This window comes from Arthrobacter sp. BL-252-APC-1A (genome assembly GCF_009696625.1).
In the GTDB taxonomy this organism is placed as follows: Bacteria; Actinomycetota; Actinomycetes; order Actinomycetales; family Micrococcaceae; genus Arthrobacter_B.
On the sequence record NZ_VULS01000001.1, the window covers coordinates 401,773 to 426,444 of the forward strand.

The 24,672-nt window shown below is 64.2% G+C and carries 26 protein-coding genes; 15 read left to right on the top strand and 11 right to left on the bottom strand.

The genetic code is table 11. The features are described from left to right. Position 1: 1 nt before the first annotated feature. Together FYJ28_RS01850 and FYJ28_RS01855 are read right to left on the bottom strand one after the other, a co-directional pair. Positions 2–745, bottom strand: coding sequence for an ABC transporter permease (locus FYJ28_RS01850; RefSeq protein WP_055241161.1), 744 nt, complete (start codon positions 743–745; stop codon positions 2–4). After that, entirely contained in the window at positions 742–1,695 is a 954-nt protein-coding gene (locus tag FYJ28_RS01855) for an ABC transporter ATP-binding protein (protein ID WP_442778561.1), read from the bottom strand. The genes FYJ28_RS01850 and FYJ28_RS01855 overlap by 4 nt, the downstream gene beginning before the upstream one ends. Before the next feature lie 168 nt (positions 1,696–1,863). On the opposite strand from FYJ28_RS01855, the gene FYJ28_RS01860 reads away from it, so the two are divergent. The 5 genes from FYJ28_RS01860 to FYJ28_RS01880 all read left to right on the top strand — a co-directional run bounded on the left by FYJ28_RS01860 (position 1,864) and on the right by FYJ28_RS01880 (position 6,660). Beyond that, complete coding sequence (locus tag FYJ28_RS01860) at positions 1,864–2,628, top strand: helix-turn-helix transcriptional regulator (protein WP_055241157.1); 765 nt, start codon at positions 1,864–1,866, stop codon at positions 2,626–2,628. Further along, positions 2,628–4,100 carry a Fe-S cluster assembly protein SufB gene (gene sufB, locus FYJ28_RS01865; protein WP_055241155.1) on the top strand — a complete coding sequence of 491 codons (1,473 nt, stop codon included), beginning with the start codon at positions 2,628–2,630 and terminating at the stop codon, positions 4,098–4,100. The genes FYJ28_RS01860 and sufB overlap by 1 nt, the downstream gene beginning before the upstream one ends. Next, positions 4,100–5,455 carry a Fe-S cluster assembly protein SufD gene (sufD, locus tag FYJ28_RS01870; protein WP_154578077.1) on the top strand — a complete coding sequence of 452 codons (1,356 nt, stop codon included), beginning with the start codon at positions 4,100–4,102 and terminating at the stop codon, positions 5,453–5,455. The genes sufB and sufD overlap by 1 nt, the downstream gene beginning before the upstream one ends. A 66-nt stretch (positions 5,456–5,521) precedes the next feature. Further along, complete coding sequence (gene sufC / locus FYJ28_RS01875) at positions 5,522–6,292, top strand: Fe-S cluster assembly ATPase SufC (RefSeq protein ID WP_055241153.1); 771 nt, start codon at positions 5,522–5,524, stop codon at positions 6,290–6,292. Positions 6,293–6,330: 38 nt separating this feature from the next. Continuing rightward, positions 6,331–6,660, top strand: a complete 330-nt coding sequence (locus FYJ28_RS01880; RefSeq protein ID WP_055241151.1) for a metal-sulfur cluster assembly factor — start codon at positions 6,331–6,333, stop codon at positions 6,658–6,660. 70 nt (positions 6,661–6,730) lie between these two features. Here FYJ28_RS01880 and FYJ28_RS01885 read toward each other — a convergent pair whose 3' ends face one another. The 3 genes from FYJ28_RS01885 to FYJ28_RS01895 are packed head-to-tail and all read right to left on the bottom strand — an operon-like array spanning position 6,731 to position 8,638. Beyond that, entirely contained in the window at positions 6,731–7,360 is a 630-nt protein-coding gene (locus FYJ28_RS01885; RefSeq protein ID WP_154578078.1) for an energy-coupling factor transporter transmembrane component T, read from the bottom strand. A 4-nt stretch (positions 7,361–7,364) separates the two neighbouring features. Next, positions 7,365–8,081, bottom strand: coding sequence for an energy-coupling factor ABC transporter ATP-binding protein (locus FYJ28_RS01890; protein ID WP_442778564.1), 717 nt, complete (start codon positions 8,079–8,081; stop codon positions 7,365–7,367). Further along, entirely contained in the window at positions 8,078–8,638 is a 561-nt protein-coding gene (locus FYJ28_RS01895; protein WP_326831445.1) for a biotin transporter BioY, read from the bottom strand. The genes FYJ28_RS01890 and FYJ28_RS01895 overlap by 4 nt, the downstream gene beginning before the upstream one ends. 329 nt (positions 8,639–8,967) lie before the next feature. Here FYJ28_RS01895 and FYJ28_RS01900 point away from each other — a divergent pair, with 329 nt between their 5' ends. Next, positions 8,968–10,566 (top strand): ABC-F family ATP-binding cassette domain-containing protein, encoded by a 1,599-nt coding sequence (locus FYJ28_RS01900; RefSeq protein ID WP_055241144.1) that lies wholly within the window; start codon positions 8,968–8,970, stop codon positions 10,564–10,566. 68 nt (positions 10,567–10,634) lie between these two features. On the opposite strand, the gene FYJ28_RS01905 is transcribed toward FYJ28_RS01900, so the two are convergent. Genes FYJ28_RS01905 through FYJ28_RS01915 form a run of 3 tightly spaced genes read right to left on the bottom strand, consistent with a single transcriptional unit; the run spans position 10,635 to position 12,163 of the window. Further along, positions 10,635–11,513: an SURF1 family cytochrome oxidase biogenesis protein gene (locus tag FYJ28_RS01905; RefSeq protein ID WP_055241143.1), complete on the bottom strand. Its 879-nt coding sequence runs from the start codon at positions 11,511–11,513 to the stop codon at positions 10,635–10,637. Then, a complete protein-coding gene (locus tag FYJ28_RS01910) occupies positions 11,514–11,771 on the bottom strand; it encodes a hypothetical protein (protein WP_055241141.1) in 258 nt (85 codons plus the stop codon). Continuing rightward, positions 11,768–12,163, bottom strand: coding sequence for a DUF3099 domain-containing protein (locus FYJ28_RS01915; protein ID WP_154578081.1), 396 nt, complete (start codon positions 12,161–12,163; stop codon positions 11,768–11,770). Before FYJ28_RS01915 ends, FYJ28_RS01910 begins: the two co-directional genes overlap by 4 nt. A gap of 156 nt (positions 12,164–12,319) precedes the next feature. Here FYJ28_RS01915 and FYJ28_RS01920 point away from each other — a divergent pair, with 156 nt between their 5' ends. Then, positions 12,320–13,048 (top strand): beta-ketoacyl-ACP reductase, encoded by a 729-nt coding sequence (locus tag FYJ28_RS01920; protein ID WP_055241136.1) that lies wholly within the window; start codon positions 12,320–12,322, stop codon positions 13,046–13,048. Positions 13,049–13,167: 119 nt separating this feature from the next. Further along, positions 13,168–13,911, top strand: a complete 744-nt coding sequence (locus tag FYJ28_RS01925; protein ID WP_154578082.1) for an SDR family oxidoreductase — start codon at positions 13,168–13,170, stop codon at positions 13,909–13,911. Positions 13,912–13,914: 3 nt separating this feature from the next. Here the strand turns inward: FYJ28_RS01925 and serB are convergent, their stop codons facing one another. Beyond that, positions 13,915–14,829, bottom strand: a complete 915-nt coding sequence (gene serB / locus FYJ28_RS01930; protein ID WP_154578083.1) for a phosphoserine phosphatase SerB — start codon at positions 14,827–14,829, stop codon at positions 13,915–13,917. A gap of 114 nt (positions 14,830–14,943) precedes the next feature. Between serB and FYJ28_RS01935 the strand changes: the two genes are divergently transcribed. The 7 genes from FYJ28_RS01935 to FYJ28_RS01965 all read left to right on the top strand — a co-directional run bounded on the left by FYJ28_RS01935 (position 14,944) and on the right by FYJ28_RS01965 (position 20,282). Continuing rightward, entirely contained in the window at positions 14,944–15,732 is a 789-nt protein-coding gene (locus tag FYJ28_RS01935) for an ABC transporter ATP-binding protein (RefSeq protein WP_055241130.1), read from the top strand. Between the two features lie 14 nt (positions 15,733–15,746). Beyond that, complete coding sequence (locus FYJ28_RS01940) at positions 15,747–16,547, top strand: sulfite exporter TauE/SafE family protein (protein WP_154578084.1); 801 nt, start codon at positions 15,747–15,749, stop codon at positions 16,545–16,547. Next, entirely contained in the window at positions 16,548–17,354 is an 807-nt protein-coding gene (locus tag FYJ28_RS01945; RefSeq protein ID WP_055241125.1) for a TrmH family RNA methyltransferase, read from the top strand. 87 nt (positions 17,355–17,441) lie between these two features. Next, on the top strand, positions 17,442–18,314 hold the full coding sequence (locus FYJ28_RS01950) for a hypothetical protein (RefSeq protein WP_154578085.1): 873 nt from the start codon (positions 17,442–17,444) through the stop codon (positions 18,312–18,314). A 136-nt stretch (positions 18,315–18,450) separates the two neighbouring features. Continuing rightward, positions 18,451–18,708 (top strand): type B 50S ribosomal protein L31, encoded by a 258-nt coding sequence (locus FYJ28_RS01955; RefSeq protein WP_055241121.1) that lies wholly within the window; start codon positions 18,451–18,453, stop codon positions 18,706–18,708. 124 nt (positions 18,709–18,832) lie between these two features. Next, on the top strand, positions 18,833–19,906 hold the full coding sequence (locus FYJ28_RS01960) for a lipoate--protein ligase family protein (protein WP_055241119.1): 1,074 nt from the start codon (positions 18,833–18,835) through the stop codon (positions 19,904–19,906). Positions 19,907–19,949: 43 nt separating this feature from the next. Continuing rightward, on the top strand, positions 19,950–20,282 hold the full coding sequence (locus FYJ28_RS01965) for a cupin domain-containing protein (protein WP_055241117.1): 333 nt from the start codon (positions 19,950–19,952) through the stop codon (positions 20,280–20,282). A gap of 69 nt (positions 20,283–20,351) precedes the next feature. Here the strand turns inward: FYJ28_RS01965 and pepN are convergent, their stop codons facing one another. Both pepN and FYJ28_RS01975 read right to left on the bottom strand, forming a co-directional pair. Beyond that, positions 20,352–22,964: an aminopeptidase N gene (gene pepN, locus FYJ28_RS01970; protein ID WP_326831446.1), complete on the bottom strand. Its 2,613-nt coding sequence runs from the start codon at positions 22,962–22,964 to the stop codon at positions 20,352–20,354. A 4-nt stretch (positions 22,965–22,968) separates the two neighbouring features. Next, entirely contained in the window at positions 22,969–24,579 is a 1,611-nt protein-coding gene (locus tag FYJ28_RS01975) for a hypothetical protein (protein ID WP_154578087.1), read from the bottom strand. Positions 24,580–24,672: the final 93 nt, after the last annotated feature.

The following is a 24,672-nucleotide window of genomic DNA, read 5'->3' on the forward strand; positions in this document are numbered from 1 at the left end:
ACTAACTCCATTTGAACCAGCGGACAGCAGCGAGGCCGCCCAGGATTGTCCACGCCAGCAGGATGAGCGTGGCGGAAAGGTTGAACTGCGTATCTATCAGGGCTGATCTCAGTACATCACCCAGCGCCGCCGAGGGCAGCAGCTGGACGAACGGTTCCATGTCTGAGGGCAGGCTGGCAGCCGGAAGGATTATGCCTCCGATGCCCGCCAGAAGGATCCAGAGCAGGTTGGTGATGGCCAGTGTGGCCTCGGGACGGACCGTTCCGGCGACCAGCAGGCCAAGCGAGGTAAAGGCCACTGCCCCAAGGACAAGCAGCAGGAGCGCCAGCGGGATTCCGGGCAGCGACGGACGCCAGCCGATGAAGAGGGCGACGACGCTGACAAGCACCACCTGGATCGCCAGTACGGACAGCACGGCGATCACCTTGCCGGCAATGAGTCCGGCCCGGCCAAGGGGAGTGGTGGAGAGGAACCGGAGAACACCGTAGCGCCGGTCGAAGCCGGTTGCGATGCCCTGGCCGGTGAAAGCAGTTGACAGGGCACACAGGGCAAGGATGCCGGGCGTGGCTGTGTCTATCCGGGAGGGCCCAAAGTCATCCAGGACCGGAGTCACGCTCAATGCAATGAGGCCAAGGAGCGGAAGCACGACGGCGAGAATGAGCTGTTCACCGTTGCGCAGCATGGTCTCGGCCTCGTATTTGCCCTGGTTCAGGACCCTGACTGGCAGGGAAGCCGGCGCGCTCATCGGATCTCCTTTCCGGAGAGTTCGAGGAACACGTCCTCCAAAGTGCGGGATGCCATGTGGATGCTGTCCGGGAGGATGCCTGCATCCTGCCACCAGCCAGCCAGTCCGGCGAGGTCTGCGGGGGAGAACTCGCCCCGGAGAGCGTACCGGCCCGGAGTATCTTCGGTGAACGCCAGGTGTTCCAGCCCGGCAAGCGCGGGCTTGAGCCCGGGGGGTGCCTCGAAAGTGAGTTCGCGTCCGCTGGCGTGGGCAGCGGTCCGTGCCGTGAGCTCCGCCACAGTTCCCGAAGCCACGGTGCGCCCGGCATCGATGATGTAGACATAGTCGGCGAGCCGCTGGGCGTCGTCGAGGAGGTGGGTGGTCAGGATGATGCCCAGTCCTTCTGCCCTAAGCTCCTGGATCAGGTCGAACACTATCTGGCGGGACTGCGGGTCCAGCCCGGCGCTCGGCTCATCAAGGAAGAGCACTTCCGGGTTGCCCACGAGGGCTGCTGCCAGCGCAACCCGCTGGCGCTGCCCGCCGGAGAGGCGGCGGATGCCTGTCCTGGCAAAGCTGTTGATTCCCAGACGCTCCACCAGCGAATCGACGTCGCGCGGATCCCTGTACATGGAAGCTATATGCCGCAGCAGGGCTACGGGACGGGCAGCCGGCGGCAGTCCGCCGTCCTGGAGCATGACCCCTACGCGCGCGCGCAGCTCTGCGCCCGCTCCATAGGGTGCTTCGCCGAGAAGGCGCACTTCGCCGCCGTCGATGGGCTGAAGCCCCTGCGCGCATTCGAGCGTGGTTGTCTTGCCGGCACCGTTTGCGCCGAGGAGTGCGGTGACCTCCCCCCGCCTCGCGGTCAGGTCGACCCCGGCCAGCACCCGGATCATTTTCCCGTCCAAACCGGGAACAGGGCCCAGATCCCGGATCAGGCCGGAGATAGACAGGCAGGGTTCATTGTTAGACACCCCAGTATTCTACGTTAGGTAGTAGTCCATTCCCGCCCTCCCCGCACCCCGTGCGGGCGGGTGGGAAGCATGTCCTTAGTAGCCTTGAGGAATGGATTAGGTCATGATTGTGTTGTGTATTCTGTGAAGAGCTCAGAGACGGAGACCCCTCCGGCGGAGACTGGGGCGGTGAAACCCGCAACCCAGGCAGCAGCCCGGGAGTCGGAAGAACGTACCAGGGACCGCGTACTCGGTGCCGTGCTTGAGCACGGTCCCGTGAGTGCGGCCGAGCTCGGCGAGCGGCTTGGCTTCACGCCGGCAGCGGTGCGCAGGCACCTGGACGCACTGGAGCGGCAGGGCCTGATTGAGGTCAAGCGGGTTTCCAGCCCCGGGGCAGGTGCAGGCCGTCCGGCGCGGCGCTACGTTGTCAGCCAGCAGGGCCAGTCCTATCTGGGTAATGACTACCTGACCATTGCCACCGAGGCCCTTCGGGCACTTGGAGCTGCAGCCGGTCCGGAAGCCATTGAAGCATTCGCGGCAGAGCGGTTCCGGAAGATGGAAGAACGTTACCGTCCGGTGCTCGACGCCGCTGGTCCTGCCCTGGAGGACAGGGCCCGGGCGCTCTCCGCAGAACTGACCAGGGACGGCTTCGTTGCCTCTACGACCATGATCGGCACGAGCCGGACACCCAGCACCCTGCTGAGCATCCAGCTTTGCCAGGGGCACTGCCCCATCCAGGCGCTGGCCAGCGCCTACCCCGTCTTCTGTGACAAGGAGACCGAAGTTTTCTCCCGGCTGCTGGGTGTGGACGTGCGCAGGCTGTCCACGCTCTCCCGCGGGGGGCACGTTTGTACGACCCACATCCCCGTGGGCCGTTCGAAGTCTGCGCCTCACCAGACGGTGGGCTCCGCAACCAACCAGTCCACATCCACTCATCAGCAAGAAAGGCCGTGATGACGGATCAAGTAACCCGGAAGGTTGAGGCACCAGCGGTGCCCGACTCCGTGATTTCAGACATCCTGGAAAAGAACCCCGAACTCGAGGGCATTGGTACCTACGAGTACGGCTGGGCCGACTCAGATGTCGCCGGGTCCAACGCCCGCCGCGGCCTCTCCGAGGAGGTTGTCCGTGACATTTCGGCGAAGAAGAACGAACCGGAATGGATGCTGGACCTGCGCCTGAAGGGCCTGAAGTACTTCGACCGCAAGCCCATGCCCACCTGGGGTGCAGACCTCTCCGGCATCGATTTCGACAACATCAAGTACTTCGTGCGCTCCACCGAGAAGCAGGCGAACACCTGGGAAGATCTCCCCGAGGACATTCGCAACACGTACGAGAAGCTCGGCATCCCCGAAGCTGAGCGCGGCCGCCTGGTTTCCGGCGTCGCTGCCCAGTACGAGTCCGAGGTCGTGTACCACCAGCTCCGTGAAGACCTGGAGCGCCAGGGCGTCATCTTCCTGGACACCGACACCGCGCTGAAGGAACACCCGGAGATCTTCCAGGAGTACTTCGGCACGGTTATCCCGGTAGGCGACAACAAGTTCGGTTCGCTGAATACTGCCGTGTGGTCCGGCGGTTCCTTCGTATACGTCCCGAAGGGCGTCCACGTGGAGATCCCGCTGCAGGCCTACTTCCGCATCAACACGGAAAACATGGGCCAGTTCGAGCGCACGCTGATCATCGCCGACGAGGACTCCTACGTCCACTACATCGAAGGCTGCACCGCTCCGATCTACACCTCGGACTCACTGCACTCCGCCGTCGTCGAGATCATCGTCAAGAAGAACGCCCGCGTCCGCTACACCACGATCCAGAACTGGTCGAACAACGTGTACAACCTGGTGACCAAGCGTGCCATTGCGCACGAAGGCGCCACCATGGAGTGGATCGACGGCAACATCGGTTCCAAGGTCACCATGAAGTACCCGGCTGTCTACCTGGTCGGCGAGCACGCCAAGGGCGAGACCCTGTCCATCGCCTTCGCCGGCGAAGGCCAGCACCAGGACACCGGCTCGAAGATGGTGCACATTGCCCCTAACACCAAGAGCTCCATCATCTCCAAGTCCGTTGCCCGCGGCGGCGGCCGTGCTGCCTACCGCGGCCTGGTCCAGGTCCGTGAAGGCGCGAAGAACTCCGCCAACACCGTTCGCTGCGACGCCCTGCTGGTGGACACCATTTCCCGTTCGGACACCTACCCCTACGTGGATATCCGCGAGGATGACGTGACCATGGGCCACGAAGCCACCGTCTCGCGGGTCAGCGAGGAGCAGCTGTTCTACCTGATGTCCCGCGGCCTTCCCGAGGACGAGGCAATGGCAATGATCGTGCGCGGCTTCATCGAGCCGATCGCACGCGAACTGCCGATGGAATACGCCCTCGAACTCAACCGCCTCATCGAACTCCAGATGGAAGGAGCCGTCGGTTAATGTCGAAGCTAAACGACGCCGTAGTAAACACAGCCGAGAACGTCGCTGAAACCGTAGCCGAGAAAGTCAGCGACGCAGTGGAAGGTGTCAAGGCGCGCATCGGGGCCCCCTCCGGGGACCGCCGGGTCCGCATTGACGGTTTCACCGAGGAAGGCGAAAACCTCTCCCCGCTGAACGATTCTTCCCCCGTTCTGGGCGGTGACAGCAGCAAGTCCCACAGCCACGGTGCCGGGGCAGGCATTCCTGACAGCTCGCGCGCCGGGCGCCTCACCTCCTTCAACCGGGCGGATTTTGGCAAGCTCACCGGCCGTGAAGAGGACTGGCGGTTTACTCCGCTGAAGCGCCTGCGCGGCCTGCACACCCAGGATCTGACCGGGACCGCCCCCGAGGTGGCCGTGGTAGCTCCCGAAGGCATCACCGTAGCCGGAATCGGCCGCGACGATGCCCGGATCGGCACCGCAGGCATCCCCGAAGACCTGGTTGCTGCAGCAGCCTGGGAAGCCTTCACCGAAGCCACCCTGGTCAGCATTCCGAAGGACATGCAGGCTGAAGGCACGGTCACGCTGAGCATCACAGGTGCCGGCACTGATCCTGCCGCCCAGCACGTGGTCATCGAGGCCGGCGCCTTCTCCAAGGCAGTTGTGGTCCTGGACCACAAGGGTTCAGCCACGCTGTCCCAGAACGTGGAGATCATCGTCGGCGACGGCGCGGAACTGACCGTCATCTCCGTACAGGACTGGGACGACGACGCCGTTCACGCGTCCGCCCAGTACGCCAAGGTTGGCCGCGACGCACGCTTCAAGCACGTAGTCGTCAGCCTCGGCGGCGACCTGGTGCGCGTGACACCGTCCTCGAAGTTCACCGCCACCGGCGGCGATGTGCAGATGTTTGGCCTGTACTACGCCGACGCCGGCCAGCACCTGGAGCAGCGCCTGTTCGTCGACCACGCGGTGCCGAACTGCAAGTCCCGCGTTATGTACAAGGGCGCGCTGCAGGGCAAGGACGCACACACCGTTTGGGTTGGCGACGTGCTGATCCGCAAGGAAGCCGAAGGTACCGACACCTACGAGGTGAACCGCAACCTGCTGCTTACCGACGGCGGCCGTGCCGACTCCGTGCCGAACCTGGAAATCGAGACCGGTCTCATTGAAGGTGCCGGCCACGCCAGCGCCACCGGCCGGTTCGACGACGAGCACCTGTTCTACCTGATGGCCCGGGGCATCCCCGAGGACATCGCACGCCGCCTTGTGGTGCGCGGCTTCCTGAACGAAATCATCCAGCAGATCCGGGTTCCGGAACTGGAAGAGCGCCTCACCGCCGCCGTCGAGCGTGAGCTCGCACAGGTCGAGAACTAAGACCTCTTCCTCCACCAAGAACCTGCAGACCGCACCGCACGCGTGCAAAGAGAAAGCGAACAACGCATGTCCACTCTTGAAATCAAGGACCTTCACGTCAGCATTGAGACCGAACAGGGTGTCAAGAAGCAGATCCTGAAGGGCGTCAGCCTCACCATCAACACCGGGGAAACCCACGCCATCATGGGCCCGAACGGCTCCGGCAAGTCCACCCTCGCCTCCACCATTGCCGGCCACCCGCGCTACACGGTGGACAGCGGTTCCATCACCCTGGACGGCGAAGACGTCCTGGCAATGAGCGTTGACGAGCGCGCCCGCGCCGGCCTCTTCCTGGCCATGCAGTACCCGGTTGAGGTTCCGGGCGTCACCATGACGAACTTCCTGCGCACCGCCAAGACCGCACTGGACGGCGAAGCACCGTCCCTGCGCCACTGGACCAAGGACGTCAAGGGCGCCATGTCGCAGCTTCGCATCGATGCCGACTTCGCCCAGCGAAACGTCAACGAAGGCTTCTCCGGCGGCGAGAAGAAGCGCGTGGAGATCCTCCAGCTTGAGCTCTTCCACCCGAAGTTCGCCATCCTGGATGAGACCGACTCCGGTCTTGACGTGGACGCCCTGAAGGTTGTCTCCGAAGGCGTAAACCGTGAACACGCCAACGGAAACATGGGTACGCTGCTGATTACGCACTACACGCGGATCCTGCGCTACATCAAGCCGGACTACGTGCACGTATTCGTCGACGGACGGATCGCCGAGCAGGGCGGCCCCGAGCTTGCCGACCGCCTTGAAGAAGAGGGCTACGACCGGTTCACCAACGCCGGCGCAGCCAGCGCCTGATCCGGCACCGCAGAACGCCGGAAGACGAGGAGCAGAACATGACTGACGCCAACCTGGCCCAGACGTCCCTTGAGGATGTCGAAGAGGCCCTCAAGGACGTCATCGACCCCGAGCTGGGGGTGAACGTCGTCGACCTGGGCCTGCTGTACGGGCTGAAATACGCTGAAGACGGTGCCCTGCTCATTGACATGACCCTGACCACTGCCGCCTGCCCGCTGACCGATGTCATCGAGGAGCAGACAGGCAAGGCGCTGGAAGGCATCGTCGACGAGTTCCGGCTGAACTGGGTGTGGATGCCGCCGTGGGGACCTGAGAAGATCACGGACGACGGCCGCGACCAGATGCGGGCCCTGGGCTTCAACATCTAGGCAGGCTCCGCCGTACAAGACAAAAGGGCGGGCATCTCTTCGGAGGTGCCCGCCCTTTTGCATGCCGCCTTTAGTCTTTTAAGCCGCGCTCCGGTTCGCCGATTCCCCTTGCGGCCAATGCTTCGCCTGTCTGCTGTGCGTACGCCACAGCCCGGATCACCACCGGGACCGCGAGAGCGCGCGGATTCCGTTCGAGTCCCCGGGCCCTGGCAGAATCCCGGACATCGGAAGCTGAGCCCAGCAGGTACGGAATGCTGCGCAGCATCAGGGCCAGTGCCAGCCCAAAGCGCTCCGGGTCCGCCCCAAGCACCCGCAGGGGCCGCACCAGGGCCACTGCCCCGTCCAGCAGCTGCGGTACCGGCACGGTGAGTATCACCAGGCGGGCGGCCGCAACGCAGACCATAATGTTCCCGGCCACGGTCACGGCGGACGCAGCACCGGCGTGCCACAGCTGGAAGCCGGCGATGAGTACCAGGACCGGCCACATTAGCCTGAGCGGCCGCGGCAGCTCGCGCAGCAGTCCTGTGGCAGCGTAGACAGCCGCAACCAGGGCCGCAGCCGCTGCCGTGGCAAGCGGCCGGGCAGCGAACAGCGTGCCCCCGGATACCACCACAACAACTGCTGCCTTAAGCCACAGCGGGGCCCTGTGCACCATAGAGTTCCCGGCCCGGTACTCGCCCAGATGCCTGGTGCTCCTCATCAGGTCACTCCGCCCACTGGCCTGCGCGGGCCGCCAGCTGCCGGTAGGCTGCAATGCCTTCCGCAGCCGGGCCGTCGAACACCACGGAGCCTTCGTCCACTACCAGCACCCGTTCAGCGTCGGCTGCAAACTCAAGGTCATGGGTGGTGAAGATGACCTGCTGGGGGAGTGCGGCAAGGATGGCCCGCAGCCGGGCAGTGTTACGCAGATCCAGGAGGGTGCTCGGTTCATCTGCCACCAGCACGGCAGGATCCGTGGCCAGCACGGCAGCCAGCGCCATCAGCTGGCGTTCACCGCCTGAGACGTCATAGATGCTGCGGTCCGCCAGCTGCAGCAGGCCAAAACGGTCCAGCACCTTCTCCGCGGCCACCCGGCGTTCGCGTGCATTCCGCACGCTGCGCCGCAGGGAAAGCTCGACGTCGTTCCGCCCGGTAGGCATCACCAGCTGCGAGAGCGGATCCGTGAAGACAAAACCCACACGGCCCCGCACCTCGCTTCCGCTGCGGACTGTATCAGCGCCGTCGACGCTCACGCTGCCGCTGGAGGGCAGCAGCAGACCGTTGATCAGGCGCAGAAGCGTTGATTTCCCCGTGCCGTTCGCACCAATGACCGCAATCCGCTGCTCAGCAAGGGTCAGGGAGACCGGATGCAGGATGGTTTGGGGACCCGATTCTGCGTCCTGCACCTCGACTGCAGCCTCCTCAAAGCGGACAACCATCAGCGGCGGACCCGCCTGGTACCCGGAACCATCCGGGGAAAGGCTGCGAAGACACTGACTGCAACCGCGGCTGCCAGGAGATTCTTGACCACGTCTCCGGGCCAGAAGGCCATATCAGCAGCAACAGCGGCAGGAAAACTGAGCTTTGCATTGAGCATCATGCCTGCGATGCCCAGGGGATGAACCACCGAAAAGCTGGTGAGCAGCCCGGCGGCGAAGAGCACAGCGAAGCGGGCGCGACGGATCCGGCCCATCAGGGCGCGGGCCAGCAGGCCCACCACCAGGGCCGCCAGGGGGAACGCGAGCAGGTACCCGGCGGATGGTCCCGCCAGGACACCGATGCCGGAGCGGAAGCCGCTGAAGACCGGCAGGCCGGCCAGGCCGGCAACCAGATAAAGCCCCACGGCTGCGGTGCCCCGGCCCGGACCGAGGACCATTCCGGTGAGAATTACCGCGAGGGTCTGAAGGGTGATCGGCACGCCTACGGGGAGCGGAATCCCGGGCAGCAGCGAAAATGCGGCGACCAGGGCGGCAAAGACTGCGATGTAGGACAGGTCCACGGCGTCCCACCGCGGCCGTGATGATGGAAACTGCCGCCCGGAATGCCCAGTCGAGCCGTTTCCGCCCTTCCGGGAAGGGGAGGCCGGGCCGGCAGGCGCAGTGGGTTCAGGAGCAGCGGTCATTTGGGCTCATTTCGTCGGTGTCCTACAACATTCGCCTCAGGGCGCCGGGAGAATCACCCCGGTGAATCCGAGACTAGACCGGGGACTGCCCGTCCACCGTTGTCGGGTTCCTACAAATCGTCCCGAACCGGTAGACTTGAAAGGCTGCCTTCGCGGCATCCGCGTACAACCTGCGTAGAACCCACCCTTCGAAAGGTCCCTCCTTAGTGATTGCCGTATCTGAACTCGAGCTTCGTGCCGGTGCACGCCTGCTCATGGAAGCGGTCTCATTCCGTGTGGACAAAGGGGACAAAATTGGATTGGTGGGACGCAACGGCGCCGGTAAGACCACGCTGACCAAGGTGCTGGCAGGCGAAACGCTTCCGGCCGCCGGACATATCAAGCGCACCGGGGATATCGGCTACCTGCCGCAGGACCCGCGCACACCGGACATGGAACAGCTGGGCCGGGACCGCATTCTCTCCGCCCGCGGCCTGGACAAGGTCCTCACGGAGCTGAAGAAGTGCCAGGACGAAATGGCCAGCGACGATTCGAAGGTCTCTGACAAGGCCATGAAGCGCTACGACCGGCTCGAAGCGGAGTTCCTCTCCGCCGGCGGATATGCCGCAGAGTCCGAGGCCGCGACCATCTGCGCGAACCTGGCCCTGCCGGACCGGCTGCTGAACCAGCCGCTGAAGACACTCTCCGGCGGCCAGCGCCGCCGTGTTGAGCTGGCCCGGATCCTGTACTCCGACGCCGAGACCATGCTCCTCGATGAGCCCACCAACCACCTCGACGCCGATTCAATCGCCTGGCTGCGCGAGTTCCTCAAGAACCACACCGGCGGCCTGATCGTGATCAGCCACGACACCGGCCTGCTGGAAGCAACGGTCAACAAGGTCTTCAGCCTGGACGCCAACCGCGCCACGATCGACATCTACAACATGGACTGGAAGCGTTACAAGGTCCAGCGTGAGACGGACGAACGCGCCCGTAAGCGTGAGCGCGCCAACACGGAGAAGAAGGCCGGTGCCCTGCTGGCCCAGGCCAACAAGATGAAGGCCCGTGCGTCGGGTGCGTCCGCCGCCCAGAGCATGCTCAAGCGCGTGGACCGGCTGATGAGCGGCCTCGACGCTGTCCGCGCCACGGACCGGGTTGCCGCCCTCCGCTTCCCGGATCCCGCCCCCTGCGGGAAGACCCCCATGATGGCTGAAGGCCTCAGCAAGAGCTACGGCTCGCTGGAGATCTTCACGGACGTGGACCTGGCGATTGACCGTGGTTCGAAGGTAGTCATCCTTGGCCTGAACGGCGCCGGCAAGACCACCCTGCTGCGCATGCTGGCCGGTGTGGACATCCCCGATACCGGACGCATCATTCCCGGCCACGGACTGAAAATCGGCTACTACGCCCAGGAACACGAAACCCTGGATACCGACCGCACCGTGCTGGAGAACATGCGCTCCGCCGCACCGGATATGGACGATGCGGAGGTCCGCAGCGTCCTGGGTTCCTTTATGTTCAGCGGCGACGACGTTGATAAGCCTGCCGGAGTCCTCTCCGGCGGTGAGAAGACGCGCCTGGCGCTGGCCACCATTGTGGCTTCCTCAGCGAATGTGCTGCTCCTGGACGAACCAACGAACAACCTGGACCCTGCTTCCCGTGAGGAAATCCTGGGCGCCCTGAGCAACTATTCCGGCGCCGTCGTTATGGTGAGCCACGATGAGGGTGCCGTTGCCGCGCTGAACCCGGAACGGGTTGTCCTGCTTCCCGACGGCGACGAGGACCACTGGAACGAAGGTTACCTGGAGCTCGTCACGCTGGCTTAGTGTCCGCAGACGCGAAAGTGGCCGCGGCCCCTCATGGGGTGCGCGGCCACTTTTATGCCTGTTGAACGCTAGTATCCCTGGGCGTCGAGGATCGCGTCCTCTTCTTCTTCACCTGTGGTTCCACGACGTTTGCGGACCGGCCGTGTGCGGCGGGGGAGAGGCGCTGCTGAGTGGACTTCATCGTCGTCGTCCCAGTCCTCGTCATCCTCTTCGCCGGCCTCAATGATGTTCCAGGCCTCCTGGCGGGCGGCGTAGCCGAAGCCTACAAAGAACAGCAGTCCGAAGGCGTACCACTGGAGCGCATACGAAAGATGCGGGCCTTCGTCCAGGTCCGGCTTTGGCGCAGCTTCGGGACGCGTGGCAGGAGCCGGATCTTCCGTGTCCATCAGCACGTAGGCGGCCTGTTCAAGCGGGTAACCGATCTGGTCCTGGTACTCAGCGAGATCGATCGAGGCAAGCTGTCCTTCGGGAGCGCCGCGAAGCAGGGCGGGTTCGGCAGGCTTCAGGCGGGCCGTGACGGTGACTTCGCCCTCCGGAGCCGGAGGCACCTCGTCCGGCCATCCTGCCTCGTTGTTGCCGATCGCGAGCCAGCCGCGGTTCACGGCGACGGCAGTACCGTCAGCAAGTCTCAGCGGCACCAGCACTTCGTAGCCGGGACGTCCGTTGAGCGGACGGTTACGCACAATCCGCTGGTTTGCCGTGTCATACGAGCCGGTCAGTTCTACCGGGAGCCATTCGGCCGACGGGTCAAACTCCTTGAAATAACCGGCAGCTTCCTGGAAGGAAACCGGTTCCGCCGAGTAGTTCGTTTCCACCCAGCCAATGTCCTCACGGACAGCGTCGCGGCGTTCGAGCTGCCAAGTGCCAAGAAAGGCGCAGACTGCTGCCAGCGCACACACCAGGACAAACCATCCAAGCCAGCGGCTGGACAGGAGGAACTTGTACATCTACGGTGTGTCGCTTTCGGTTCCGGCGTCCCCGGCAAGGGGGAGCGTCTCTTTCCACAGGGAGCGGGCCTGCAGGTACTCTTCGAGCCAGCTGCGGTGTTCGCCGCATGCAAGCCATATTTTACGTCGTTCAGGGGTGTGAATCCTGGGGTTGTTCCAGAGCAGCTGCCAGTCTGCGTCTGCACGGCAGCCCTTCCGGGAACAGCGGGCACGGTCTTCGCCCGGCGTGCCGCCGGACAGTGAGTCAAGCAGGTTCATGCTCCCGGCGCCGCCGTACCCCGGCCCGCGGGGCCGTGATCTTCGACAATCTCGCCACTCAGAACGGTGGTTCCGGGATTCTCGGGAGCGTCGGAAACCCGTGCCTCGAGCTGCTGCGGAGCGGCAGCCTCGTAGGGGGAGTCTCCGCCAAGGTTGCTGCGGTCACTGCCTCCGTTGGCAATGACGACGGCGAACCACGGGAGCACGACTGCGCCCGCCACTACCACCCACAGCATCCAGCCGTGGACGAAGAAAAGCAGGAACAAGCAGACCATGCGGATGCTCATGGAAATCGTGTATTTGACCATGCGCGCATGCATCTCATCGGTGTGCGCCGAGCGGGCGTCCGTAATCCGCGGAATGTGGACGCTGCGGCGGGATAGCTTGCTCATCCCTTGGTCATTTCTGAACCATCTCCGGACATCACTGGGTCTTCACTCTCCAAACAGATTTCCCCATTGTCTCACTGCCGCCGGCGAACTTGTAGTTGCCTCCGGCGCCGATAGGATCGGATTCTCACGCCCCGACCCTAAACGTAAGGATTTTTTGTGCAGAACGATTCCCAGACCCAGGCCGGCCGCAGCGTCCTCGTTACCGGCGGCAACCGGGGCATAGGCCTGGCTATCGCCAAAGCGTTCGTCGAAGCCGGAGACAAAGTCGCCATTACTTACCGCAGCGGAGACGTCCCGGAGGGCATGCTCGGAGTGAAGGCCGATGTGACGGACATGGCGTCCGTTGATGCCGCCTTCACCGAGGTCGAAGCAGCCCACGGCCCCGTTGAGGTGCTGGTCGCCAACGCGGGAATCACCAGGGACACCCTGCTGCTGCGCATGAGCGAGGATGACTTTACCGACGTCATAGACACAAACCTGACCGGCGCCTTCCGGGTGGTAAAGCGTGCGTCCAAGGGGATGCTGAAGCTGCGCCGCGGCCGCGTGGTCCTCATCTCCTCTGTAGTGGGACTGTACGGCTCGCCGGGCCAGGTCAACTACGCCGCCTCCAAGGCTGGACTGGTGGGAATTGCCCGGTCGCTGACCCGGGAACTGGGCTCCCGCAACATCACCGCCAATGTTGTGGCTCCCGGCTTCATCGACACGGACATGACCCGCTCCCTGCCGGAGGACACCCAGAAGAACTACCTGTCCTCCATCCCCGCCGGCCGCTTTGCCGCGCCTGAGGAGGTCGCCGCCGTCGTGCGCTGGATTGCCGGTCCGGAAGCGGGCTACATCTCCGGCGCTGTCATCCCCGTGGACGGCGGACTAGGAATGGGCCACTAGCCTGCGCGCACCCGGGCAGGGTATTCCTTGGAGGTTTCCACCAACGCACGGGCACGCATCGGCTGGCAGGATGGGAACCAGTGAGCACGTCTTTAGCCAATTTCCACAAAGGAGTTTTTATGGGCCAGCTTGAGCACAAGGGCGCAATCGTCACCGGTTCTTCCCGCGGCATCGGAGCGGAGGTCGCCAAACTGGTGGCCGCTGAAGGTGCCGGGGTAGTGGTCAATTACCGCCAGAAGGCGCCCCGGGCCAACAAGGTGGTTGCCGGGATTGAAGCCGCAGGGGGCCGCGCTGTTGCCGTTGGTGCCGATCTGACGTCCCCCGAAGGTCCGGCAGCACTGGTCGAAGCGGCACTGGACTCCTTTGGGAGCCTGGATCTGCTGGTCCTGAACGCCTCCGGCGGAATGGAGACCGGAGTGGAGGATAACTACGCGCTCAAGCTCAACCGCGATGCCCAGGTGAACATGCTCACCGCTGCAGCCGCGCAGATGAAGCCCGGTTCCCGGGTGGTTTTCGTTACCAGCCACCAGGCCCACTTCATCAACACGGTTCCTACCATGCCCGAGTACGAGCCGGTGGCCCGCAGCAAGCGCGCAGGCGAGGATGCCCTGCGCGCCATGATCGGCGAGCTGGAGGAGAAGGGCATTTCCCTGGTGGTTGTTTCCGGCGACATGATCGAAGGAACCGTCACGGCAACCCTGCTCGACCGTGCCAACCCCGGAGCGATTGAAGCACGCCGGGAAGAAGCCGGCCGGCTCTATTCCGTCGAGGAATTCGCCGCCGAGGTAGCCCGCATGGCCCTTGCCGATGTACCCACCGGCCACACCGAGTATGTGGGCGGAGCGGACTACCTCAGCGCCTAGGCGCTACAGCTTCACGAAGTGCTGCACCACGTCCAGGCTGGGCAGGTTCAGCACGGCATCTGCGGCGGCCTGCACAGCCGGCTTGGCATTGAACGCCACGCCCAGTGCGGCCGCCGCAAGCATGTCCAGGTCGTTCGCGCCGTCACCCACAGCGATCGTCTGGTCTTCCCGGATGCCCAGTTCCGCGGCCCATTGCCGAAGTGAGTGAGCCTTCACCGCCCGGTCCACCACCTGACCGGCAACTTTGCCGGTCAGGACGCTGTTTTCGACTCCCAGTTCATTGGCCCGGGCAAAAGTCAGTTCCAGCCGCTGCGCAAGCGGGGCAAGGACCTGGTTGAATCCTCCGGAAACAACGGCCACGGCATGCCCGGCGGACAGGAAGGCCTTCACCAGGGCCTCCGCGCCGTCGGAGAGTTCAATCCTGGTCCCCACTTCAGCGATCACAGACTCCGGCAGCCCGGCCAGTGTCTTCACCCTGGCGTGGAGGCTCTGTGCGAAGTCGAGCTCACCGCGCATGGCGGCTTCGGTCACGGCAGCAACTTCTTCTTCCTTGCCTGCATGTGCCGCGAGCAGTTCAATGACCTCCTGTTTGATCAGCGTGGAGTCAACATCCATGACGAGGAGTTTGCGGCCCGGCTGGATCAGCGAAGCGGGCACGACGGCGCTTGACGCCTGCGCTGCACCGCCATCGAGCGCTGCGGCGGCAGCTGACGCGACCGCGAGGCGCAGCGCTTCCAGGCCGCCGTCGTAGGTTACAAACAGTTTCGAGGCCACATAGCCGTCCCCCTCCGCGTTCTCCAGTTCAACGATCCGTGCACCGGCAGCAACAACGGCCTGCTGGACACTGACGAGGTAGGCGTCAGCCAATTCGCGTCCGTAGCTGACAACGCTGTACTCCGGAGAGGATTTCGGGGACATGCGGGTTCCATTCTGCGTGCGGGAAAGAGCGGCCGGTGGTAGACACGGCCGTGCGGACATGCGGCGGCGTCGCGTTTCGCCAACGCGCCTTTCTTTAGCCTAGTGTCTACTGCTATGAGTGATGTTCTTGAATTTGCCGGAGTAAGTGTCGTCCGGGGCGGAAAGACCCTGTTGGACGGCGTTGACTGGCAGGTGAGGGAAGGCGAACGCTGGGTCATCATGGGACCCAACGGAGCCGGCAAGACCACGCTGCTGCAGATCGCCGGCGGCCGGATGCACCCCACCCGCGGCATGGCCGGGATCCTTGAGGAAGTCCTGGGCGCCGTGGATGTCTTTGAGCTGCGTCCCCGCATTGGGCTGGCCTCCGCGGCACTGGCGAACCAGATTCCCGAGCACGAAACCGTCCTGAACGTGGTGCTGACTGCTGCCTACGGCATGACCGGACGCTGGCGTGAAAAGTACGAGAAGCTCGATGAGCGGCGCGCTTTCCACCTCCTGCACGACTGGGGGATGTCCACCTACATCAACCGCCGCTTCTCCTCGCTCAGCGAAGGCGAACGCAAGCGCGTCCAGATCGCCCGGGCACTGATGACCGATCCTGAACTGCTGCTGCTGGATGAACCGGCCGCAGGCCTGGACCTGGCCGGCCGCGAAGACCTTGTACAGCGCCTGGCGAATCTGGCAGCCGATGAAGAGGCACCCGCGATCGTCCTGGTCACCCACCACCTCGAAGAAGTACCGCCGGGATTCACCCACGCACTGCTCATGCGGGACGGCGCCGTTGTGGCAGCCGGTGAGATCGACACCGTCTTCACCGAGGAACACCTGAGCACCGCGTTTGACCTGCCGCTCACCGTCCAGCGCGACGCAGCAGGACGCTACAGCGCAACCGCACGCCGGTAAGCAGCTGCTCCTCCATGCTCCTGTCTTCCGCAGGGTGGCTTCATGACGCCCTGGTACTTTTCGCCGGCCTCTGGGCCGGAACCATCAACGCAATCGTTGGCTCCGGAACACTTGTGACGTTCCCGGTGCTGGTGGCCCTCGGCTACGCGCCTGTCGCCGCCACCATCAGCAACGCCATGGGCCTGGTAGCCGGCAACATCGCCGGGTCCTGGGGCTACCGCAGGGAACTGGCGGGTCTTGGCGGCACGCTTCTTCGCCTGCTGCCCGCCTCGATCCTTGGCGGGATCACCGGAGCCTGGCTGCTGCTGCACCTGCCAGAGGACGTGTTCGGAACCGTCGCCCCGTTCCTGATCGTCGTGGCACTGCTGTTCGTCGTCTTCCAGCCCAAGCTGCAGTCGTGGGTGCGCGAGCGGGCAGCCCGGACCGCTGAACCCGGAACAGTGCTGCAGGGGCCCGCCAGACCGTCCTGGACGCTGACAGTGCTGATCTACCTGGCAGGTGTCTACGGCGGCTACTTCGTGGCGGCGCAGGGCATCCTGCTGGTGGGTATCCTCGGCATCTTCCTGCACGGGACGCTCCAGAACGCCAATGCCGTCAAGAACATCCTGGTTCTGGGAGTGAACCTGGTGGCAGCGGCGTCGTACATGCTGTTTGCCTTCGACCGGATCGTCTGGCCGGTCGTGGCGCTGATCGCCGTCGGCTCACTGATCGGCGGCTTCATCGGTGCCGCCGTCGGGCGCCGGCTGCACCCCGTTGTGCTGCGTACGGTGATCGTGCTGCTGGGCCTCGGGGCACTGTGGATTATGGTTTTCTAAGTGAGCCTCATCCACCTTGAATCAGCCGGTGACCCGCGCGTCTCCGACTACACCCGGCTGACAGACACTTCCCTTCGCAGGCTTCGCGAGCCGGCCGAAGGCATGTACATCGCCGAATCCTCGAAGGTCCTGCGGCGGGCCATCGACGCCGGCCACATTCCCAGGTCCTTCTTCCTGGCCGAAAAGTGGCTTCCCGACCTGCAGGACATCCTGGACCGGTTTCCGGGTACGCCTGCCTACGTGGGAACACCCGAGGTGCTCGAAGCAATTACGGGGTTCCATCTGCACCGCGGTGCCCTGGCTGCCATGCAGCGTCCAGCCCCGCTGGAGCTGGCGCCGCTGCTGGCTTCTTCACGGCGGATTGCCATCCTCGAAGACATTGTGGACCATACGAACATCGGTGCGATCTTCCGTTCCGCTGCGGCCCTGGGCGTTGACGCCGTCCTCGTCAGCCCCAGGTGCGCGGACCCGCTCTACCGCAGGGCCATTCGAGTCAGCATGGGCACAGTGTTCCAGGTGCCGTGGCACCGGCTCGAATCCTGGCCGGGCGCCCTGACCGAACTCCGTGAAGCCGGTTTCGTGACGGCCGCGCTGGCTCTCCGGGACGACTCGCTCACGCTTCAGCAGCTTGGCGCCCAGCGCCACGAGAAACTCGCGCTCGTCCTTGGCACCGAGGGGGACGGCCTCTCGGCGGGGACAATCTCGGCAGTGGACGTCAGCGTCCGCATACCCATGCAGCGCGGAGTGGACTCGCTGAATGTCGCCGCCGCAAGTGCCGTTGCCTTTTGGGAGTGCAGGGTTTTGTAGGAACGCCCACCCTTATATCCAGCGGATATTGGTGTAACACTTGGGCCTGCACGAAGCGTCACACTCTGAAGCGTCCGGGGGCAGGGAATGACAGGTCGCAAGCGCCGCCCGGGGCGGTACAGAATCGCTGCGCTGTGCCTGGCCGCGGGCATGCTCCCGGCGGTTGCAGCCTGCGGCCCAACAGCAGATCAGATTGCGTCAAGGGAAACCACGCAGACCACCGTGCCCCCGGCCCCCGCTCCGGTTCCCCCGCAGGCGAAAGTACGGACGGCCGAGCCGGAACCCGAGCCTGCGCCCGAGCCGGAGCCCATGCAGGTGAGCGTTAGCGGCGCACAGGCCGGCATGGCAGAGGAAGTCCAGGCTGCCTGCCAGTGGCTCCTTCGTGAGGAAGCCCGGCCTTTCCCCAGCGCCGACGCGGCCGAGTGCGTGGCCTCGGCGATGAGGGCTGGAAACGGCGCCCAGCAGACAGTGTCCACCACGGCCAGCTGGCTGCCCCCGGGCAGCTACACAATGGATTTCCGTACCGGCAGCGATTTCGGGATGATGCTGCGCAGCACGGACGGTGAGCTGGAGATTTCCGTGGAAAGCGGGATGCGCACGCTGCGCACGGGAGATTCATCGGTTCGGGCCGATGCGTCGGGCGGGGCAGAAGAGTCCTACGCTGCCGTATTAGTTGATGCAGCCGAACTCACTGCCAACCCGGACAGGCTGGCCGGGCTGATCAAATCCGGCAATCCGGCCTCCGTCGAGTACGCGGTCGATTACAAGGGAGTTTCCGCCACCCGGCTCACCGCAGTCGTAGAGCCGGAAAAACCGGGGGGTTTCTCCGGTACCCTCACCCTGACCCTGGACGAGCTCTACCGTCCGCTCCTGATTGAGCATGCGGGGCGAACCCGGGGGATTGCCACCTCAATCCGCGCGGAGATTACCGGCTGGGGGAGCACCGGGCCGCTGCGCTAGCCCTGGAAGGCACGGTGTACCGCTTTTGCGCATATCCGTGCACCTTGCGCTAAGATTGATTGTTGGCCAATTGGCCTGAAGAGCTTTGAACCCCATTGTGCCTGGCAAAATCCAGTCACCTAGAGAAGGTATTACTGTGAAGTCTGACATCCACCCCACATACGCGCCGGTAGTCTTCCGTGACCTTGCGTCCGACACCGCGTTCCTGACCAACTCCACCGCAACGTCCTCCAAGACGATCGAGTGGGAAGACGGCAACACCTACCCGCTGATCGAGGTGGAAATCTCCTCCGCATCGCACCCGTTCTACACGGGCAAGCAGCGCATCATGGACTCCGCCGGCCGCGTGGAGCGCTTTAACGCACGCTTCAAGGGCTTCGGCGGCAAGAAGTAGCCTTACCGCTACCAGCCAGCAGCCTAGAATTGAAAGGTCCGTCCGGAATGATCCGGACGGACCTTTCGTTTACGTCATATCTGCGCCGTCGGAACGGCCGGGATTTTCTTCCAGGAGGAACACCATGAGTGAAGCACACGACGGCAGCCGGCACGGGGAGTACAAGGTTCCCGGAGGCAAACTTGTCGTGGTGGATCTCCAGGTGAAGGACGGAGAGCTGGACTCAGTTTCGCTCAGTGGAGATTTCTTTCTTGAACCGGACGACGCGCTCGGAGAAATCAACTCGGCCCTGAACGGACTCTCTGCCGAGAGTACGGCAGAGCAGATCGCAGAGGCTGTACGCGCCCGCCTGCGTCCCGACGCCGTTCTGTTCGGGTTCTCGCCCGAAGCGGTGGCCATCACGGTGCGCCGCGCCCTGGCCAAGGCCACAAGCTGGGGAGACCACGAATGGGAGATCATTCCGCCCACTCCGCTGTCCACCCACATGCACGTTGCCATGGATGAGGTCCTTGCCGAAGAGGTCGGAGCGGGCAGGCGCAACCCAACCCTGCGCTTCTGGGAGTGGGAATCGCCGTCCGTGGTGATCGGCAGCTTCCAGTCACTGCGCAATGAGGTGGATCCGGAAGGCGCGGAGCGCCACGGCGTGACGGTGGTGCGCCGGATCAGCGGCGGTGGCGCGATGTTCATGGAGCACGGCAACGCGATCACGTATTCCCTGTATGTTCCGCAGTCCCTGGTGGACGGCCTCAGTTTCGCTGATTCCTATCCGTTCCTGGATGCGTGGGTCATGGAGTCCCTGGAACGTCTGGGCATCAAGGCGTGGTACCAGCCGCTCAATGACATAGCCACTGACGAAGGCAAGATTGGCGGAGCGGCACAGAAGCGCCTGAGCTCCGGCGGCATGCTGCACCATGTGACCATGTCCTACGACATTGACGCTGACAAGATGGTGGAAGTCCTGCGTATCGGCAAGGAGAAGCTCTCCGATAAGGGGACACGCAGTGCCAAGAAGCGCGTGGACCCGCTCCGGAGGCAGACCGGTTTGAGCCGCGAGGAGATCCTGGACACCATGATGCAGACCTTCGCGGAGCGCTACGGGGCCAAGACGACGGGCCTCTCCGAACACGAAATGGAACGTGCGAGGGAAAAGGTCGCCGAAAAGTTCGACACCTCGGAGTGGATCAACCGCGTCCCGTAGGTCCGGCTATCTAACCTTTGACCGGGCATCTAGACTTCCCGGCATGGAGAAGAAGTCGCTAACGGCCCTCGTTCGGAACAATCTGGAAACGGCGCGGCAGGCGTCGTCCGGCAGAAGCGCAGCCACTGTATACGGAGGGCATGAACACGTTCTGCGCCAGACGGTGATCGCACTGGCCGCCGGTTTCGCTTTGGATGAGCATGAGAATCCCGGAGAGGCCACCATTACCGTGCTCAAGGGACGGATTACCCTCAACTCGGAGGGGGAGAGCTGGGAAGGCTCGGCCGGCGATCTGCTGATTGTTCCGCAGGCACGCCATGCCGTGACTGCGGTCGAAGACTCCGCGTTCCTGCTCAGCGTGGCAATGCACCGGTAGCCGTACCGCGGTTGCTGCTGAATGCCCCCCTGCTGCCGGCCGACCGGCAGCAGGGGGAATGTATTCTGGCTAGCGCGCAGCAGCCTGGGCCCGCAGCGCCCTCAGCAGCTGGTCCTGCGCCTCGATGATGATCCTCCGAAGGGCTCCCGGGGCCTGGGGGTTTGTTTCCAGCCATTCCTGGCCAAGCAGCAGCACCGGGTGGTCTGCGGGCACCGTATGCAGCGGCAGGTCCTGGGCAGACGGATACAGCCCCGCTACGACCCTCGAGGCGAGCTCGATGCTGCGGCTGGCCCAGACATCGGTAAGGGAAGCGAAGTAGTCGGGTATGAACGGATCAAGGAGTTCATGCCCGCCTATGCTGAACCCTTCGATCGTCGCTGAAAGGAGTTCGTTGGAGAGATCCTCGGTGTGCACTGCCGCAGTCCAGGCAGCGGCCTTGACCTCGGGGTCGGGGAGCGCCGCCGCAGCAACGGTATAACCCACCCGGCCCGCAGCGGTGTTGTCTGATGCCAGCTCCGTCTTGAGCTCCTCCGGTCCGGCAGATCCCGTACCCGCCAGCCCCTGCCACAGCCTCCACCTCAGGTCTGTGTCCACGCCCAGCCCGGGATAGGAGACTTCTCCGGACAGGAGTCCACGCAGAAGTGCGTTATGGCTCGTGCTGTAGCGTGCGAGGGCTGCTGCGGTCCTGGCCAGGATGAGCTGGCTGTCGCTTTCTGCCGGAGCATCGGCGAGCTGCTGGGCAACGGCCGTGAACAGCTGTTCGCGGAGTTCACTGCGTATCTCCGCCGGGGCATAACGCTCGACGGCGGCGCGGGCGTTGTCCAGAAGGACCTGCTTCACCCCGGCACCGGATTCAGAGGGAGCGGTGCGGATTACCAGCCGCACGTAGTCCCGGGCCGAAAGCACGCCGTCACGAACGCTGTTCCAGAGAGCCGAGAGGCTGATCGCGCGGGACAGCGGATCCCGCAGCCGCTCCATGGATTCGAGCAGGGTAGCCAGCGACTCCGGATCAAACCGGATCTTGGCGTAGGTGAGATCGCCGTCGTTCGGAATCAGGAGCGCCGGGCGCTGCGCTCCCACCAGCTCGGGCACCTCGGTGCGCCGGCCTGCGACGTCGATCTCCACAGTGCCGGTACGCTCCAGCCAACCGTCCGCCGTGAAATCGTAGGAGCCCAGGCGGATGCGGTGCGGGCGGGGCATCTGCTCGCCGCTGGCAGGATCCGGCGCGTCCTGGCGCACAGCGACAGACGTATACGTCCCGTCCGGCGCTGTCTCAGCCTCGACGGCCAGGACCGGTACGCCTGCGGTCTGCAGCCACATCCTGGACCATTCGCTCATGTCCCGGCCGGAAGCATCCCCGAGGACGTCAAGCAGGTCCGCCAGGGTGGTGTTGCCCCAGGCATGCCGGGAGAAGTACGTGCGCGATGCCTCGATGAAGGCTTCAAACCCCACGTAGGCCACCAGCTGCTTGAGCACTGAGGCGCCCTTGGCGTAGGTGATTCCGTCGAAGTTCTGTTTGGCAGCTTCGAGGTTGGGGATGTCCGCGACGATGGGGTGCGTGGTGGGTAGCTGGTCCTGTACGTAGGCCCAGGCTTTGCGCCGGTTCGCAAAGCTCACCCAGGAGTTCGTCCAGTCAGTGGCTTCGTCCACGGCGAGGGCGCCCATGTAGTCCGCGAAGGATTCTTTCAGCCAGAGGTCGTCCCACCACTGCATGGTCACCAGGTCGCCGAACCACATGTGCGCCATCTCATGCATGATGGTGTTGGCCCTGGCCTCGTACTGCGCCTCTGTGGCTTTGGTCCGGAAGACGTAGGCTTCCGTGAAGGTCACCAGGCCTGGGTTCTCCATGGCACCGAGGTTGTACTCAGGAACAAACGCCTGGTCGTACTTTCCGAAGGGGTAGGGGTAGGCGAAGAGCCCGTGGAAGTAGTCCAGGCCGCGCTTGGTGGTGTCAAAAATGTTTTCGGCATCGAAGTGCTCGGCGAGGGAAGCCCTGCAGTACGCCCCGAGGGGAACCATGAGATCCGTACCGTCCGGGAGGGTCGTGCTCCACATGTCCTGTGCCTTGAAGTACGGACCCGCGAGGATACAGGTGATGTAGGTGGAGATCCGCTGCGTGGCGGAGAAATCCCAGCGGCTCAGGCTTCCGTCCCCAAGCGGAGTGCGTGCAGCTTCGACTCCGTTGGAGACGACTTCCCAGTCCGAGCGGGCAATCACGTGGAAGGTGAAGGAAGCCTTGAGGTCCGGCTGTTCAAAGTTCGCAAAAACCCGCCGTGAATCCGCCGGTTCATACTGCGTGTAGAGGTAGGTCCTGCCGTCAGCGGGATCCGTGAAGCGGTGCAGGCCTTCCCCGCTGCGGCTGTAGAGCGCTGTTCCCTCGACACTGACCTTGTTGGTTCCGACCTGGAGGTTGCGCAGAAGCACCCGTGAGCCGTCCACCGTCTCCACGGGATCGTAGGCCCGGCCGTTGACAACGACGGCGTCAATGCCGCCGTGGATGAAGTCCAGAAAGGTGGAGGCGCCTTCTTCGGAACAGTCGAAAGTGATGGTGCTGCGCGACCGAAACCCGGCGGCAGCCGGGTCGGCGGCGTTGCCGAGATCCAGCTCGACATCGTAGGAATCGACTCTCAGCAGGGCGGAGCGGGCGGCAGCTTCATCGCGGCTCAGGTTTTCGTTAGACACCAGTTCATTCAACCACTTCGGCCGCTGATGAGGGAGCTTGTCCTCTCCGACGCTCACGGTGCCTGGCCGGATGCCCGCGAACGAGCTGCTGCAGGCGAAGCAGGGACAGGCTGCCGAGGACGATGAAAAAGGGTACGTACAGGTACAGGAAGCGGGCCCTTCCCTCAGAGAACATCAGGAATACGAACAGGCATGCCAGGCTGATCCGGGCTATCGCCGCAGGCTGGGAAACCAGCGCCGGGCTCCGAAGGAACAACCCTGCGCCGCAGAGGGCGAGGACGATGAACCAGGTTCCCTGCCAGACGCTGCGCAGGAAATCAAAGCCCGGACGGCCCGGTCCATAGAAATCCTGGATAGTGCGGCTCAGGGGATCATCGGCGAGAAAGTTCTCCGCCTTCATCTGTCCTTCACCCCAGCTGAAGAACGAACCGTCACCCGTGATCCAGCGGAGTTTCGCGTTCAGGAATCCCGCGTAGCCGGCCGGTCCCATGGCGGTGACCCGGTCCCGGTAGGCTTCCAGCCCTGCGTTGAACCGTTCCTGGCCGGGGGCTGACTCCAGCGTGCCGGAAAGGTCCGCCTGGTTGAAGGCTCCATAAAACTCCCCGTACGGTCCCGGATAATGCTGGGCTCCAACCTTGAGGAAATGCGTCGGTGGAAGAGCAGCTTCGGCAGTACCTCCGGCTCCGTAAATGCCGGAAGACTGCTCCCACGAGTGGACCGCCTGGCGCATGCCGCCGAATGCCGCGGCGGCGACCGCGGCGGTGAGCAGTGTGCCCAAAAGCTGGCGTTTCCACGTCGGCCCGCGCAGGGAAAACAAGCCCACCAGCACTGCCGCGGCCAGGACTGCCAGCACCGTGGGTTTGATTCCGTAGCCGACTGCAGACAGCGCACCTGCCAGTGCCCACAGCACCAGACGGAGCCAAAGCACTGACTTTCCTGCCAGCAGCAGAAGGCAGAGGATCAGCACTGGAAACACCAGACCTGCGGTGTCCGAGTAGAGCACAGGCAACCATGGCGAGGCCCCGGTCAACGCCAGCGACGGAACCAGGGTCAGCCGCGCGGCCTGACGGCCGGCGATCATGGCGGCGGCCGCATAGGTGAGGATCATCCCGCAAAAGAGGACTCCGGCGCTCAGGTACGCTGCCGACTGCCGCAGGTCCACCGAGCCCAGGTCCTCAGCGGCGGCCAGATACCGGCTGAGCAGGAGCGTCAGCAGGACGTTATTGGGATTGACCCGGAAATAGCTGTGATTCGCTTCGTCCGTATTCTCTGCGGCCAGGGCGGCGGCAGAGTTAAAGACTGGATAGGCGTCCCAGTCCGGAGGAAGACGGACAGCATCAGCCAGCCGGGCGATAGCAGCGAAAACTGCTCCCCAGCCGGCAACAGACCCGATGACCAGCACCCAGCTGTGACGCCTGAACACCATATCCAGCCTGGCCAGCAGCCACGGCACACCGAGCGTGAGCAACAGGATCGCGGCAGCCGCAAGCAGCGCAGCCAGGGTCTGGTAACGCGTTGAACCGAACGAAGGCGCCACAATGTTGGAGCCGAGGAGCCAGAGAATCGCTGCGCACCAAACGTATCCCGCCACCCGCGGCAGAACACCCGCGCTCACTTGTTCCTGCCCGCCGCTTCCGGCGTGGGCCGGTGCACGGCGGGCGGTGACCGCCTGGCCCATAACGCCCCCTGCTGTCGGCAAGAAAGTGGA